Genomic DNA, 15,754 nt, shown 5'->3' on the forward strand with positions numbered 1-15,754 from the left:
AATACCCTAATGAGTGACGACCGATCGAGTTTATCCAACGATCAACAAAAATCTTGGTTTGAACGTTTAACCCAAGCATTCAACGATGAACCACGCAGCCGTGGTGACATCGTTAAACTTCTAGAAGCTGCAGTGAAATCCGATGTTATTGATCGCGATGCTTTCACTATTGTTGAAGGCGCACTAGAAGTTTCTGAAGTTCAGGCACGTGACATCATGATTCCACCATCTCAAATGGTGGTCATTAAGTCCGAAGATGACCCCAAAACGTCAATCCGCAAAATAATAGATTCTTCTCACTCACGGTTCCCAGTTGTAGGTGAGGACTCCGATGAAATTCTCGGCGTCCTACTTGCCAAAGACTTATTGCCTTTATTATTTAAAGAAAGCGATATCACAATAGAAGATATCTTAGCGCGTTTACGCCCTGCTAATTTCATTCCTGAAAGCAAACGCCTAAACGTATTGTTGAATGATTTTCGCACCAAGCGTTATCACATGGCATTAGTTCTAGATGAATACGGCAGCGTGTCTGGCTTAGTGACGATTGAAGACGTATTAGAACAAATCGTTGGTGAAATCGAAGACGAAACCGATAAACTTGATGACGAAGGCATTCAAGTAACCACCGAACCCGGTGTTTATCTTGTGCCAGCATTATGCCCAGTTGAAGACTTTAATGAGTTCTTCAAAGTCGAACTAAACGAAGAAGAGTTCGACACCATTGGCGGAATACTTGTGCAACAGTTTGGCCATGTGCCATTGCGTGATGAAGAGCTTTTCTTCAACAACTTCCATTTCCGCGTGGTGAAATCGGATGGACGCCGTATTAAAACCATTCAAGTCACCAAACCTTCCATCAACACACCAGATTAATATGACCATGCCTCACCCCGACTTAACCAATACCAAGACGGGGTGGGAGCCTCTCTTAGTAGCAAAAATATCCAAACTCCCTCCCGCTTTTACTGGCCTTATAGGTATTATAGCTGGTGCTTTAGGCGTAACCAGTTTCTCACCTTTTCATTTTTGGCCAGGCTATTTTATTAGCTTAATCGTCTTTAGCCTACTCGTTTTAACAAGTACAACAGCAAAATCTGCCTGCTGGCGTGGTACAGCTGTCGCGTTAGGCTTTTTTGGCGCGGGCGTTTCTTGGGTTTATGTCAGTATTGCTGAATACGGGCAAGTTGGTAGCATAATAGCCGGACTTATCACCTTTGCATTTGTTGCTGTGCTCTGCATTTTTTGGGCTCTTTCAGCTTGGGCATCATGGAAACTCATTCAGCGCTTCCAGAAAATACCTGCGAGCCTATGGATCACACTAGGTTTATTGATTGGAGAGTTCGCCCGTAGCACTCTTTTTACTGGCTTTCCTTGGCTATTACCCGGCTATTCGATTGAAAACACTTGGTTATTTGAGCTTTTGCCCATTGGAGGAATTTGGCTCACTAGCGCATGTGTAGTATTAACCTCCAGCGTGATCGCCAGCATATTGCTTAAGCAAACCAATCAACTCATGCTAGTTTTCGTGCTCGTTATTGTCTGGTTAGGTTCGGCCTATTTAAGCTATTACCCGGTTTCATGGGTACAACAAACAGGCGTATTAAAAACCACCTTGGTGCAAGGCAATGTAAAGCAGGATGAAAAATGGCTAGCTGAAACAGCAGGAAAATCTTTAGCCTATTACCAACAAACTACCATCGAACATTTAGACAGTGAGTTAGTTGTCTGGCCTGAAACCGCAATCACTTATTCATATCCACGAATAAAACCCTATTTTGCAGGCTTCAGCAAAGAACTTAAGGACACTAATACGACTCTGATTACTGGCATTCCAGATGTTAGTGAAGACCATAAAGATTACTATAATGCTATTTGGGCAACAGGAAACGGTTTTGGGCTTTATTATAAACGTAGACTCGTTCCTTTTGGCGAATATATTCCGTTTGCGCAATACATAGGTCCGATCCTAGATGTGTTCGGTATGCCTATGTCGAGCTTTAAAGCCGGCGATGAAAACCAACCAGTTCTACAAGTCGGCGAATGGGGTATAGCGCCGTTTATTTGTTATGAAATTGTTTATGCAGAACAAGTAAGACGCATGGTAAGAGACAGCGATTTCTTAATCACCATTAGTAATGATGGCTGGTTTGGCACATCTTTTGGCCCTTGGCAGCACTTACAAATAGCGCAATTTAGAGCAAAAGAAGCGGGCCGTTATGTCATCCGCGCAACAAACACAGGTATTACGGCGTTCATCAATGAAAAAGGCGAAGTGGTCGCACAAGCGCCGCAATTTGAAAGAACAACGCTGACAGCTGAGGCAAAAGCCTTTACAGGTAATACACCATACGTGCAATGGGGTTATTGGCCAACACTTTTGCTAATGGGGATTTGTGTGATATTTGCTTATTTAAACGGCTTAATTCTAAACCGCAAAAACAGATAACCAATAACGAAATGAACCTTGGAATTTGATTCACGCTGACGCGTTGAGCTTGCGAAACAGGCGCAAGTATTTTTTATTTTAAGAACTGAATACCAAGGTTCATGGTATGCATTACTACGCAGGACACCTACAGGGATGTAGGTGGTAGAGTCAAGTCAGGAACAGAGACCGAGCGTGGGAACAAGGGTAAACAACGGATAAAAAAAGAGCCTTGGTATTTGATTCACGCTGACGCGTTGAGCTTGCGAAACAGGCGCAAGTGAATGGAATACCAAGGCTCATGCTATGCATTACCACGCAGGAGCGTGGGAACGAGGAACAATGAATTACTCAGTTTTATTGGTCTGATCATCATGGGTCGACATCAAACCATAATGGCAGATCTCACATGGCGCTAATGCTTGCTTGGTTTCGATAACGTTATCATGTCCACAAGACATACAACGATAGCTTCCTGGCTCTACAACCGTACCAACCACATGACACTCTTCAAGCGGCACAGGGTTATTATTGGCGTGATTTATCAGCCATAACAAAGCAGCATCCTCTTTTTCATCAAGCTCTTCGACCAATGCATGACTCTCATCGAGCACGTAATGCCAGTTCGCATCTATCCATGCTTCGGTGTAACCCATTTTGTCATGCCAATAGGCCGTCATTAAAGCAACGTCTTCTAAAAACCAATCCTTTGCTCCAACCAATGTCTTACGGGCTTCTTCAACCAAATTCGAATCGATTTCGTTTTTTGATGAATCTTTTTTCATAGATTTCATAACTCCTCCTCTATGCACCTTCTAATTAGGGCTCCATCTCTATAAAATAACGGATATTTTCAAACTCTACTGACCATTACACCATTATCTTGCGTTATGTCGCTATAATGGTTCTCTTTCATTAAAGAGAATACAGGTCTACCAACCTTTCGTCGATCACGGGATAAGAATACATCATGCAAGAGCAATATAATCCGCAGCAAATAGAACAAGCTGCCCAATCTTTTTGGGACGAGAACAAAGTCTTCAAAGCCATCGCTGATTCTAGCAAAGAAAAGTTCTACTGCCTTTCTATGTTCCCTTACCCAAGTGGTCGTCTACACATGGGTCATGTTCGTAACTACACTATCGGCGATGTTATTTCTCGTTACCAGCGCATGCAAGGCAAAAACGTTTTACAACCAATGGGTTGGGATGCGTTCGGCCTTCCTGCCGAAAACGCGGCAATCAAACACAAAACCGCACCTGCAAAATGGACCACTGAAAACATCGCCTACATGAAAGGCCAGCTTAAAGAGCTTGGGTTTGGTTATGACTGGGATCGCGAGATTGCTACTTGTACTCCTGAATACTACAAATGGGAACAGTGGTTCTTCACACAATTAGTTGAAAAAGGCTTGGCCTACAAAAAGACCGCTGCCGTTAACTGGTGTCCTGAAGACCAAACGGTATTGGCTAACGAGCAAGTTGAAGATGGTTGCTGCTGGCGCTGTGGCACTAATGTAGAGAAGAAAGAAATCTCTCAGTGGTTTATTCGCATCACAGATTATGCAGAAGAACTATTAAACGATCTTGATCAGTTAGATGGCTGGCCAGAAAAAGTAAAAGCCATGCAACGTAACTGGATCGGTCGTTCAGAAGGTCTAGAATTTAGTTTCGCGGTAGAAGGCAAAGACGAGCGTCTATCTGTTTACACTACTCGCCCTGATACTATCATGGGCGTAACTTACGTAGCTGTAGCAACTCAGCACCCTCTTTCTTTAGAAGCATCTGCGAATAATGCCGACCTTGCTGCTTTCATTGAAGAAAGCAAAAAAATGTCCACAACAGAAGCGGATATGGCAACCGTTGAGAAAAAAGGTATGGACACTGGCTTCAAAGCCATTCATCCAATCACTGGCGAAGCAGTTCCGGTTTACGCTGCTAACTTCGTATTGATGGATTATGGTTCTGGCGCAGTTATGTCAGTTCCTGCTCACGATCAACGCGACTTTGAATTTGCGAAAAAATACAACCTAGCCATCAAGCAAGTTGTCCAGCCTGCTGGCGACGAAGTGATTGATCTAGAAAAAGCAGCCTTCACTGAGAAAGGCGTACTTTGCAACTCAGGCGAATTCGATGGTTTAGCCTTCAAAGAAGCCTTCGATGCTATTGCAGCGTGGATGGTAGAACGTAACCTAGGCGAAGTAAAAGTCAACTATCGTCTACGTGATTGGGGCGTTAGCCGCCAGCGTTATTGGGGAACACCAATCCCAACCATCAACCTAAAAGATGGCTCTGTTGTGCCTGTGCCACAAGACCAGCTACCTGTTGAATTGCCAACGGATGTGATCATGGACGGTGTTAATTCACCGATCAAAAACAATCCTGATTTTTCTTCCATTATGTTTAATGGTGAAGAAGCAGAGCGCGAAACAGATACTTTCGATACCTTCATGGAATCCTCTTGGTATTTTGCACGTTACTGCTGCCCAGATTCTACTGATGCCATGTTAACTGAAGAAGCGAACTACTGGCTTCCTGTTGACCAATATGTTGGCGGTGTTGAACACGCGATTCTTCACCTATTGTATTCACGTTTCTTCCATAAGTTGCTTCGTGATGCGGGACTTGTAAACTCTGATGAACCATTCAAACGTCTATTGACACAAGGTATGGTAAACAAAGATGGCACCAAGATGTCTAAATCCAAAGGCAACACGGTTGACCCTCAAGAAATGATTGAGAAATACGGTGCCGACACTGTTCGCTTGTTCATGATGTTCAGTGCACCACCAGAACAATCACTTGAATGGAATGATGCTGGTGTAGATGGCGCTTCTCGCTTCCTACGTCGTTTATGGGCGTTATCTTACCGTCATACCAATGCGGGTAAAGTTGGCGAACTAAACATTGCCGAATTGAACGGTGCTCAAAAAGCTTTGCGCCGTAAAACACATGAAACTATTCAGAAAGTATCTGACGATATCGAACGTCGCCAAACTTTCAACACAGCTATTGCGGCAGTGATGGAGCTTTGTAATGAGATCAGCAAGTTCGAAGACTCATCTGAATTGGGTCTTGCTGTAGAGCAAGAAGCACTAGAAGCGGCGACATTGCTGTTGTCTCCTATTGTGCCTCACATTGCTCACCAGTTATGGAGCGAGCTAGGTCATAGTGACAACATCGTTAATACACCTTGGCCAACGCTAGACGAAGAAGCCTTAATCAAAGACGAGCTAACCATTGTTGTTCAAGTACTTGGTAAAAAACGTGCTGAGTTGACTGTGTCCGCTAATGCTGACAGCAAAACAATTGAAGCGGAAGCACTTGCTCACCCAAGCGTCGCCAAGCTCCTTGAAGGCAAGACAGTGCGTAAAGTCATTGTTGTTCCAGGTCGTTTGGTTAACATCGTTGCAAACTAATTGAAGCACTCTAAGGGATGGCTCTACCATCCCTTTTCCTTCACACAAAGTAGAGATCACGGATATGATAACCGCACTTACACAAACAACTCGTCTACTATTATTGGCATTACTGACCATGAGTATTGTCGCCTGTGGATTCCATTTACGTGGCCAAACTAACATACCAGCAAAGCTTAAAGTCATAACACTAACGTCAGAAAGTGGCTCAGATAGTTTTGATAGAGCATTGCGCATAGCACTGACTAAAGCAGGTGTTGTTATCATCGATAAAAACAATGCTAACCAAGACACCCTCAATCTAAAAATCAATAAAATCACAAAGATTGATATTGAGCTGGCTCGTGATAAAAACAACGATCTATCACAATTACAACGCAGCTTAACAAGTAATTACTTTGTCCGCCAAACTGATGGAAAATCCCTCTATGGCCCTAGAACCATCAACACAACAAAAACACTGACCAATCAAAATGCGGAAGAAAGCGCCAAGTTATCTTATAACCAAGCGCAAGAAGAAAGCATGAATGAAGATCTAGCTAATCAACTAGTTTACGACTTAAGTTATGCCCCATTCTAACTCGCATCACTTTTAGGCGGACATCATGAAAGTCAGAGCTGACCAACTAGAATCTCAGCTTAAAAAAAGCTTGGCGCCTATTTATATTATTTCTGGTGACGAAGTTTTATTGTGCCAAGAAGCGGCAGACAGCATTCGTAAAGCGGCCCAACATCATAATATTGATGAACGTTTGCGTTTTGTTGCTGACGCTCAGTTTGATTGGCAAGATGTCATCAACGAAAATCAAAGTTTATCGTTGTTTTCCACGCGTAGAATGTTCGATATTCAAATAGACAAGATGGGCGAAAAGCACAGCAAAGCGCTGGCTCAATTAAGCCAATCACTTAGCGAAGACAATATCATCCTGCTCACCTTGCCTAAAATTGACGCTCGAACTCAAAAAGCCAAATGGTTCACGCAATTAGAATCGCAAGGTGTTTTTGTGCAAATCTGGCCAATAGACGCAAACCGACTTCCTGCTTGGGTGCAGCAAAGAGCGCAAACGCTAGATTTATCTCTCACTCGTGATGCTGCCAGCATGATTTGTGAACGTGGAGAAGGTAACCTACTGGCACTTTCTCAAGAACTAGAAAAACTAGCCCTCATGCATGGACAAGGCGTACAAATTGATGCCGAAAAAGTTGCTGAATCCGTGGCTGACAGCAGTCGCTATTCAATTTACGATTTGAGTGATCGCCTATTAATGGGCAAAGCCAAAGACTCAATGCACTGCTTACATCAGTTGCTAGGCGAAGGGGTTGAAGCCAGCATCATTCTTTGGCTATTTAATCGTGAAATCCAAACCTTAGCGAACCTACTACAAAGCATGCAATCCTCTAGCTTTAAACAAGCCTGCCAAAGTGAAAAAATTTGGGACAAGCGTGTACCCTTTTATGAAAGCGCGATGTCACGACACAACAAAGTCACCTTGCCTTACATGCAAAACTACTTAGCCTTGATTGATAAAAGCATCAAGGGATTAGAAGGCCCAGACAGCGAAACAGGCTTTCGCAACCTAGTGATGATGTTTTGTGGCTACAAACCTGTAGTGACTGAATTGGACTTACCATAAATAATATTTATTAAAATATTATTTATTATCAATAAGTTACATATTTAAACTAATACAAACATAAAGCCGATATTGTTCTATCCTTAATGATGGGATGATGAGAAAAACAATTTAGCTTTATGGAGACATCTATGTCTTGGTTTAAACGAAAAACATTAGCGCCATCTGATAGTACCGGTAAAAATCAAGATGTTAAAATCCTTCAGTTAACTCACGCTGAACTGTCTGAAGCCACTCTGGCTGTATTAAAATTTCCAGAAAAGAAAACACAATTAATCCTCGCCTTTGTGTCTTCCAATCTCGACTTTGAAAGTACTGTTGAAAAAATTCAGCGATTCACGCCTTTCTGTGAAAAAGTCATTGCTGTGATGACATCTGGCGAACTTAACAGCCAACAAGCAAATTTTTATCAAACGACCGATGGAAAATGGGACTCGATTGTCTTACAAAGCTACAGTGAAGAGCTGCTAGCATCCACTGAAATAAAAACTATCCCGCTGCATTGCGAAGATTTAAAGCAAGGTAAAGTAACCAAAAATAAGCAAGATAGAATTCGCACTATTCAGTCCGAGATAGAAAAAATAAATGTGAAAATGGCCATCAACTACCAAGATACCATTGCCATTACATTTATTGACGGGCTGTCGTCTAGCGAAAACTTCTTTATGAAAGCCTTGTACGATAGCCAGCGCTTTCCTTGTCATTTCATTGGTGGCTCAGCGGGAGGGAAGCTAGACTTCAAACAAGCGTCTGTCTACGACGGCAGCAAAGTTGCTCACAATTGCGCTGTGGTTATTTTTACTAAGTTAGCAGACAATATTCGCTACGGCATACTAAAAACACACAATTTCCAAAAGACCAAACGCTCTTTTTATATTGCAGAATCAGACCCACAAAGACGTACTGTTACTACAGTAATTTCCAAATCTACTGGTAAAATAGTCAACATTGTCGACCACCTTTGTGACTATTTTAAATGCCAGCCAAACGATCTAAATACAAAATTAACAAACCACTCATTTGCCGTTGAAATTGGTAGTGAATTATTTATACGCTCCATCGCCAGCATTGATTTAGATAACAAGATCATTCATTTTTTCTGCGACCTAGATTTTGGCGACGAGCTTATTCTGGTGGAAGCTAAAGGCTTTGCTGATAGTACCAAACAAGCCTTTGACGAATTTATGAAAGGCAAACCTCAGCCAATCGCAATGCTAGCTAATGACTGTATTTTACGTCGTTTAAATAATGCAAAAGTACTCAAAGAGCTAACAGCCTTCCAGAACGTTAAAGCCGCGGGCTTTTCTACTTTTGGCGAGCTATTAGGCGTACATATGAACCAAACACTCACTGCATTATTTCTATTCAAAGTGTCAAAAAACGAAACATTTTCGGACCCTATTGTTGATAATTTTCCGATTCACTACAGTTATTTCAAAGAATTTTTTACGTTATCTAGATTGAATAGTTTAATGCAAATCAATCGCTTACAGGCAGACCTTATTAACTATCTATCTGAGTACCGCCCTTTACTTGAACAAGTGGTAGTCAGCTTTAACAAAATTACAAAGTACTCGCAGCAGACAGAAGCGATTATTAGCGATGTAAGTGGCACCTTCCATGACCTAAGAAATGACATTAATGCACAGGAAGATGGCCGCAAGGCGCTGAATGGAAACGTAGCTCAGCTAAAAAACAATTCAGAGCAAGTACTTGCCATTTTAAAAGTTATTTCCGGAATTGCTGATCAAACCAACCTTCTCGCACTTAACGCTGCGATTGAAGCGGCGCGAGCAGGCGAAGCTGGTAGAGGGTTTGCGGTGGTTGCCGATGAAGTTAGACAACTATCTAAAAACACTCAAGACAGCTTAAATAAAACGGGAGAAACGATCTCATCTGTCACCAAATCAACTGGCTCTATCAGTCAGTCGATCGAAAGTATTGAACAGTTCATGTCTCGACTCACCAATAATACGGGCGAGTTAACGGCACAAATTCAATCCCTAGGTGATGCTTCCAATATGGCAAGTAGAGATGTCAGCGAAAACATACGAGCGATTCAAGATATGACTGCTCGCATGTCTGAAATAGATAAAGAAGTCAAAGTAATAGAGAGTCTAAAGCAGGCTAACAACCTGTAACTCGATAAAGTGAAGTTTACTTTGCTAGACTTCACTTATTCTCGCAGCCTGTTATTATGCGGCCTCATCATGCCTTAGGTAAAAAAATAAATGAATAATGAATCCGTTGTCTTGGAAGAACTCACAGTCTGGAGCACACCACTTTTCGTCACCCAAATGCCAGATCATGACTTTTTAAAAGAGGCATTACTCGCAGCGGTATACCAACAAAAAGCGACTCAAACCACTGCAATTGAGAGCCAAATTGCTCCAAAAGCAAAACATGCACTCCACGAAAGTACATTGGATTTTCTGGATCTCGCTGACGCCAATGTCATGGAAGCGAAACGTGCTTTAGAAGAATTGATATTAGAAATTGCCGGATCGGTAAACCAAGCGTTTTGGCCTGAAGACATGGAAGCAGACGCACATATTATTGAGTCTTGGTATCATGTTACCCAAAAAGGCGGCTACCATGACGCTCACTCTCATCCAAATTGCTCTTGGTGTGGGATTTATTATTTAGAGCCCGGTGATGCCAATGTCGAAGGCAATGGTGGCCTCAATCGTTTTTACGATCCAAGAGTCAACGCGGAACATTATGCTGATCCGGGCACTGCTTACTTAGGTGGACATGGAGTCTGGGACTTCACCCCTACAGATGGGCAAGTGATCATTTTTCCGTCTTACTTAAAGCATTCTGCTTTGCCGTATTTTGGTGATAAAGATCGAGTTGTCATTGCTTTTAACGCCATTATCGAAGCCTACTGACCCACCAGCATAAAACATTTCTATTAATTACGAGCCTTCTAGCTTTCATAAAGGATTGAGTTGGCTCGTATAACCACTTCCCCATCCAAAACTCTGCTTTTTTACAATAAATTTCATAAGTTTCTACTCAAAGATTCACAATGGATTGGTATTTGTAGTAATTTAACAAGTAATGTTTCATAACCTCGGGGTAGTCTATGCGTTTCCAGTTTGATCAACTAAGCGGTAATCAACGCTACCACCTGATCACTCAGACAATTACACCACGCCCTATTGCGTGGGTCATGACGAAAAATGAAAACGAGAGCTTCAACCTCGCCCCATTTTCATATTTTGCTCCTATCTCTTCAGACCCTGCTCTCTTAATGGTATCCATTGGCAACAAAACTACCGGTATCGCCAAAGATACAAAGTACAACCTACTAAGAGAAAAGGAATGTGTTTTGCATATTCCAAGCGGGGATTTAATAAATGCCGTCAATGAGAGCTCGGCAAGCTTATCTTATGGTGAATCGGAACTAACTAGAACATGCTTGTCACTGACTGATTTCACCGAAACATTACCCCGTATTGCAGAAGCAAAAGTCGCTATCCACTGCAAATTGTTCGACATACATACATTAGGAAACGCGACGTTCAATGCGATTTATTTGGAAATACTAGACTTATACGTGGATGAAGATCTTGTAACTGAAGACAAGTCTCGAATTTTCATCGACAACAAAAAACTCAACCCTCTTGCACGAATTGGTGGCGACGACTATGCACTTTTAGGCGAGACTGTGACGATCAAGCGCCCTAACTAGGGCAATATAGATTTGAGGTAAAATAAAGATGGACATCACAAAACACATAAATACATTTCCTTTCATGGCAGATATTGATGCTGAGTTAGCATCATCCTTAACCGATCTCGCGTCTATTAAAACACTAAAAGCTGGTGACATTCTGGCCAAACAATTTGAAATTGGCCAGAACATTTATTTTCTTCTAGAAGGCGAAATCGCCATTTCCGTTCCGTTGCAAGATACCGGGAAATCTTATAACGTCGGCATGATCAGCAACCTCCTCTCCCCTATTGGATGGTCTGCTTTTCGTCATCCTTCTCGTTATGCGACCACATTCACAGCAACTAAGTCTTCTAAATTATTCTATTGGCCGATTGTTGAATTACAAAAAATTCTCGATGCTAACTTACTTTTTGCTAGCCAATTTCTGCAGTTTGTTTATCAAGAATCCTTACCTGTTCTCACCAACGTACAGAATCAAACACGTCCTTTCTTTTCTAACGAATCATTGGCTTTTGAAGAAACGCGCCCTTTAATCGATTCTGAAACGCAAGTTCATGCACTAAAAGATGCCATTAGTCTTCTAAACTACGCCCCTTTTTGCGAGACATTTACTCAAGCTGAGATACACACATTAGCCAAAAAATCGTCCATTTTATTAGCACATCAAGGGGATATTTTAAGCCAACAAGATCAACCAGCTAATGGCTTATATATTCTCATCAAAGGTAAAGTTGTCATCAGTTATCAAACAGACACTGGCGACATTATTACCACCAGAACGATTTCCCGTACCGGAACCGTACTGGCTTGGGCAACCCAAAATAAAGAAATGAAAAATCGCACTTCGATCATTTCATCCAGAGACAGTAGCGTTTTGTTTATCAAACGCGATGATTTGTTAGAAATTTTCGAAGACAGTCCTAAGTTTTCAGTTAAATACTTATATCGACTCATTTGGTTGATTGGCGCACATTTATTAGCGGCTAGAATGCGCTACCTTTCACAGATAGCAAATGATGAAGTATTAGCAGTAAGTAACGTAATAGATCAAAATGCTGCGCTTTTACCCGTTAGCTCGCCTCTGTATAAAGTCAGCGAATTACTGAAAAGCGCGATTACTACCGACGAAGCATTCGGTGTACTTTATAAATGCCTACACTTTGGCTGTGTGCTAGAACGCACCATTTCAGGTATGTGCTTGGACATTCTAAAAGATTTACAGCGCGAAAATGCTTTTTATCGCCATCTACAAAATGTCTATGACACGATAAATAATTTGCCAAAAGAGACTCCGGCTTTAGATGCAAGACGTTTAGGCACAGAGCTATTCAAACAAGCCTTCCAACAAGTTCCCTATGTCATTAAAGGACTAGAGAACTTACCCAAGAAAGCTGGCTCTCTATTCATTTATAACCATTTATTAGGCTCTCCTACGAACCGCCTACCAAATGGCTTCCGCTTTTCTATGGATGCGCAATTTATTAGCGCCATGATTATCGACAACCAATATGGTATTTCTGGCCAACGTGTCGTACGTCGCAGCAAAGAAAGCGAATTTTGGCGTGACGATTTTTATGGAAAGTTTGGCAATATATTTATCAATAGCTGGGAAGATCTAACCAAAGACACCCCAGAATACGATGAATTTATCAAACAATCTCAAGACACCTTGCGCCAAAACTTCCCGCTCATGATTTCACCAGAAGGACAAAGCTTCAGTACGCAACAATCCCCAGGCACCTTGCTCCCCCACGCCTTTGAACTTGCAGGCTCAATGGGAAGCGAAGAGCCGTGGATTGTACCAATTGTTGTAGCGAACTTTGATAAGCGCGCCGATCACAACCTTTATACGGTCATCATTAAGCCTGCATTTAAATTGTCCAGTAAAGTCGACTACACTGATAAAAAAGCTTTGGCTAAATTCTTAGCTTCTTATCAAGAAGAGTATAAAAGTCATGTGAACGAAGCGGTTGAGCTATCAAGAGAGATTCGCCAATACCCTATATTCAGTGGTAAAAATGGCTATCGCTCTAACGTAATGAGCCTGAATCAAATCGATGTGGAATTCGAATCAGATGTGCGAAAACTGGAATTCCACCTAGCCTATCAAGAATATAAAGAGCAGCCAGTCGCATTTTATGGTTCATCTACTGTGCGTTTATGGCATGATTTCACCCATAATTTTCGCGACAAGAATGCAATTAACTTAGGCTTTAGCGGCGCAACATTAGAAGCTTGCGTTTATTATTTTGAACGCATCATCTTGCCACACAAGCCTCGCTCGTTGGTTATTTATGCTGGTGACAATGACATTGGCAACCACTGTGACAGCAATAAGGTTGTTGACCTGTACATTGAGCTACTGCAAAAAATAGATCGCCACCTTCCAGGTATTCCGGTTACTCTAATTAGTATTAAATGCAGCCCAGTTCGATTAAAAATGCGCAAAACGATCGAACAAACCAACGCACAATTAGTGCGACTTGCCAAAACACGTCCCAACACTCAATACGTTGATTTATTCTCCACCCTGATCGACAAACATGGAGAAATTAAAGACAACCTATTTGAAGGCGACAGACTGCATTTAAACTCAAAAGCATACGAACTTTGGACCAAAAAACTGCTTGAAACAGAAAACTTTATCTTTCAAAAGTAAGATCTTTAACTAAATAAAAGCATAAAAAAACGCTCCTAGGAGCGTTTTTTTATGCTTAAGCAAATACACCAATCACCACTTTCAATCCAAGCAATATTAAAATGCTCCCCATGCTTCTATCTACCCATACCGTATGACGACGCAACCAGGAAAGCACAGGGCCACCCGCTAATAACAAAGCCACGACTACATACCAGCCAGTATCAATCACCACAACCGTTGCCCATAACTGAAACTTAATCAAGGTGTTTATTTCTGTAGGAATCAACTGGCTAAATAAAGCTAAGAAAAATAACGCAGCTTTGGGGTTCATCAAAGAAATCATCATGCCATCACGAGCAGACTCCCAATAGGAAGACTTTTGGCCTTCAACTTTGATGTCATGACCTTGTCCAGCATAACGCCATGCTTTAAATCCTAACCAAGCTAAATAAAGTCCACCTAAAACAGTCAATACAGAGAATATGTTTTGGTGCTTGGCCATCAAAATGGCGAGCCCTTGCAGAGTCAAAAAAGCCCAAAAACCAATACCTAAACCATGTGTTATCGCGGCCAAAACACCATGAAGCGGTGATTGAGAAACTGATACACGCAAGATGACAGCTAAGCTTGGTCCAGGAGAAATTGCTCCCATCACACAAACGGCAACCAAAGAAAGCCAAGTAGTAAGATCCATATTTTTCTCTTATTTGTATTATTAAAAGCGCATTTAATTGCGCCGGTATTTTATCCAATCTATCACGAAAAAACGAACACCCCAGAGCTAAAAACAGTTCGAATAAAAAACACACTAGTGTATTGACCTTTTTGATAAAAAACGTCAGCATAGAAAAACTAACTATTTATATAATTGAATAAAGATTTTCTATTACCCTATGAATAACAATATCTTAAATAAACGCAACGGCGATAAACGTAAGGCTAAGAAGCTTTGCGGCGCTGACGTGTGGAATTAAGATTTAAACAACTCCCCGGCAGCATTCTAGCTGACGGACTACTTATCTTTTCAGCAGAATGCATACCGGCCCAAATGAGGCAAAAGTATGTTCTACGGCGCAATCACTGCATTAATCACTCCTTTTCGTAACGGTCAATTAGACGAAGACGCTTTACGCAATATCGTCCGCTGGCAAATCGATCAAGGTATCAATGGCTTAGTACCCGTTGGCACAACTGGTGAATCCCCTACCTTAAGCGAACACGAACATAAACGAGTTATAGAAATTACCGTACAAGAAACCAATAAAGCGGTACCCGTTCTGGCAGGTGCAGGTTCGAATAACCCAGTGGAAGCAGTGAATTATTCTGAATACGCTTATCAAGCTGGTGCTGATGCAACCTTACATGTAGCTGGTTATTACAACCGCCCAAATCAAACTGGCTTATACGAACACTTCAAATATGTACACGACAACAGTAAATTACCTATCATCCTTTACAACATTCCACCTCGCTCGGTTGTCGGTTTAGAAGTTGCTACATTGGCTCGCCTTGCGGAACTACCAAGAGTAATTGGCGTAAAAGATGCGACTGGCGACTTAACACGTCCTATTCGTGAACGCGCCTTAATTAACAAACCTTTCAATTTCTTAAGTGGCGACGATATCACCACCGTTGCTTATAACGTCGGTGGCGGTAACGGTTGTATTTCGGTTGCGTCAAACGTAGCGCCAAAACAAGTCGTGGAATTGCAACGTCTATGCCGCGAAGGCAAATACGTTGAAGCTGCGCAATTGCAGGACAAGCTATTTGCGCTGCATAACGCGCTCTTTATTGAGCCAAATCCCGCGGGACCAAAATACGCCATGTCATTATTAGGTCTTTGCACCGAAGAATGCCGTTTGCCTATGGTGCCACTACAAGACAGCACAAAAGCGACCATCCGCCGAATTATGGAAGAATTAGAACTTATCTAAGCCCTAGCTTAAAAACA

12 protein-coding genes are annotated in these 15,754 nt (G+C 41.9%); 10 read left to right on the top strand and 2 right to left on the bottom strand.

Annotation, left to right across the window (positions count from 1 at the left end):
* Nucleotides 1-9: 9 nt before the first annotated feature.
* Together B6N13_RS04250 and lnt are read left to right on the top strand one after the other, a co-directional pair.
* On the top strand, nucleotides 10-876 hold the full coding sequence (locus tag B6N13_RS04250; protein WP_169458592.1) for a transporter associated domain-containing protein: 867 nt from the start codon (nucleotides 10-12) through the stop codon (nucleotides 874-876).
* The gene (gene lnt / locus B6N13_RS04255) at nucleotides 818-2,449 is read left to right on the top strand and encodes an apolipoprotein N-acyltransferase (protein ID WP_248280223.1); all 1,632 of its coding nucleotides are present in this window, start codon (nucleotides 818-820) and stop codon (nucleotides 2,447-2,449) included. The genes B6N13_RS04250 and lnt overlap by 59 nt, the downstream gene beginning before the upstream one ends.
* A 326-nt stretch (nucleotides 2,450-2,775) precedes the next feature.
* Here lnt and B6N13_RS04260 read toward each other — a convergent pair whose 3' ends face one another.
* Nucleotides 2,776-3,222 (bottom strand): hypothetical protein, encoded by a 447-nt coding sequence (locus tag B6N13_RS04260; RefSeq protein ID WP_169458593.1) that lies wholly within the window; start codon nucleotides 3,220-3,222, stop codon nucleotides 2,776-2,778.
* 176 nt (nucleotides 3,223-3,398) lie between these two features.
* On the opposite strand from B6N13_RS04260, the gene leuS reads away from it, so the two are divergent.
* The 7 genes from leuS to B6N13_RS04295 all read left to right on the top strand — a co-directional run bounded on the left by leuS (nucleotide 3,399) and on the right by B6N13_RS04295 (nucleotide 13,821).
* The gene (gene leuS, locus B6N13_RS04265) at nucleotides 3,399-5,846 is read left to right on the top strand and encodes a leucine--tRNA ligase (RefSeq protein ID WP_169458594.1); all 2,448 of its coding nucleotides are present in this window, start codon (nucleotides 3,399-3,401) and stop codon (nucleotides 5,844-5,846) included.
* Nucleotides 5,847-5,910: 64 nt separating this feature from the next.
* Nucleotides 5,911-6,426 (top strand): hypothetical protein, encoded by a 516-nt coding sequence (locus tag B6N13_RS04270; protein ID WP_169458595.1) that lies wholly within the window; start codon nucleotides 5,911-5,913, stop codon nucleotides 6,424-6,426.
* A gap of 25 nt (nucleotides 6,427-6,451) precedes the next feature.
* Nucleotides 6,452-7,480 carry a DNA polymerase III subunit delta gene (gene holA, locus B6N13_RS04275; RefSeq protein ID WP_169458596.1) on the top strand — a complete coding sequence of 343 codons (1,029 nt, stop codon included), beginning with the start codon at nucleotides 6,452-6,454 and terminating at the stop codon, nucleotides 7,478-7,480.
* Nucleotides 7,481-7,611: 131 nt separating this feature from the next.
* Entirely contained in the window at nucleotides 7,612-9,621 is a 2,010-nt protein-coding gene (locus B6N13_RS04280) for a methyl-accepting chemotaxis protein (protein WP_169458597.1), read from the top strand.
* A gap of 90 nt (nucleotides 9,622-9,711) precedes the next feature.
* Nucleotides 9,712-10,371, top strand: a complete 660-nt coding sequence (locus tag B6N13_RS04285; protein WP_169458598.1) for a putative 2OG-Fe(II) oxygenase — start codon at nucleotides 9,712-9,714, stop codon at nucleotides 10,369-10,371.
* A 197-nt stretch (nucleotides 10,372-10,568) separates the two neighbouring features.
* Entirely contained in the window at nucleotides 10,569-11,177 is a 609-nt protein-coding gene (locus B6N13_RS04290; RefSeq protein ID WP_169458599.1) for a flavin reductase family protein, read from the top strand.
* Nucleotides 11,178-11,205: 28 nt separating this feature from the next.
* Nucleotides 11,206-13,821, top strand: a complete 2,616-nt coding sequence (locus tag B6N13_RS04295; protein ID WP_012070608.1) for a cyclic nucleotide-binding domain-containing protein — start codon at nucleotides 11,206-11,208, stop codon at nucleotides 13,819-13,821.
* 55 nt (nucleotides 13,822-13,876) lie between these two features.
* Here B6N13_RS04295 and B6N13_RS04300 read toward each other — a convergent pair whose 3' ends face one another.
* Nucleotides 13,877-14,497: a LysE family translocator gene (locus B6N13_RS04300; RefSeq protein WP_012070609.1), complete on the bottom strand. Its 621-nt coding sequence runs from the start codon at nucleotides 14,495-14,497 to the stop codon at nucleotides 13,877-13,879.
* A gap of 367 nt (nucleotides 14,498-14,864) precedes the next feature.
* On the opposite strand from B6N13_RS04300, the gene dapA reads away from it, so the two are divergent.
* Nucleotides 14,865-15,737: a 4-hydroxy-tetrahydrodipicolinate synthase gene (dapA, locus tag B6N13_RS04305; RefSeq protein ID WP_012070610.1), complete on the top strand. Its 873-nt coding sequence runs from the start codon at nucleotides 14,865-14,867 to the stop codon at nucleotides 15,735-15,737.
* The last annotated feature ends 17 nt before the right edge of the window (nucleotides 15,738-15,754 follow it).

The organism is Marinomonas sp. UCMA 3892 (assembly GCF_012726345.1).
Taxonomy (GTDB): domain Bacteria; phylum Pseudomonadota; class Gammaproteobacteria; order Pseudomonadales; family Marinomonadaceae; genus Marinomonas.

Coding starts and splice junctions, on each gene's coding strand:
- B6N13_RS04280 (WP_169458597.1), top strand. CDS start 7,612: ATGTCTTGGTTTAAACGAAAAACATTAGCGCCATCTGATAGTACCGGT.
- dapA (WP_012070610.1), top strand. CDS start 14,865: ATGTTCTACGGCGCAATCACTGCATTAATCACTCCTTTTCGTAACGGT.
- holA (WP_169458596.1), top strand. CDS start 6,452: ATGAAAGTCAGAGCTGACCAACTAGAATCTCAGCTTAAAAAAAGCTTG.
- B6N13_RS04300 (WP_012070609.1), bottom strand. CDS start 14,497: ATGGATCTTACTACTTGGCTTTCTTTGGTTGCCGTTTGTGTGATGGGA.
- leuS (WP_169458594.1), top strand. CDS start 3,399: ATGCAAGAGCAATATAATCCGCAGCAAATAGAACAAGCTGCCCAATCT.
- B6N13_RS04260 (WP_169458593.1), bottom strand. CDS start 3,222: ATGAAATCTATGAAAAAAGATTCATCAAAAAACGAAATCGATTCGAAT.
- B6N13_RS04290 (WP_169458599.1), top strand. CDS start 10,569: ATGCGTTTCCAGTTTGATCAACTAAGCGGTAATCAACGCTACCACCTG.
- lnt (WP_248280223.1), top strand. CDS start 818: ATGGACGCCGTATTAAAACCATTCAAGTCACCAAACCTTCCATCAACA.
- B6N13_RS04285 (WP_169458598.1), top strand. CDS start 9,712: ATGAATAATGAATCCGTTGTCTTGGAAGAACTCACAGTCTGGAGCACA.
- B6N13_RS04250 (WP_169458592.1), top strand. CDS start 10: ATGAGTGACGACCGATCGAGTTTATCCAACGATCAACAAAAATCTTGG.
- B6N13_RS04295 (WP_012070608.1), top strand. CDS start 11,206: ATGGACATCACAAAACACATAAATACATTTCCTTTCATGGCAGATATT.
- B6N13_RS04270 (WP_169458595.1), top strand. CDS start 5,911: ATGATAACCGCACTTACACAAACAACTCGTCTACTATTATTGGCATTA.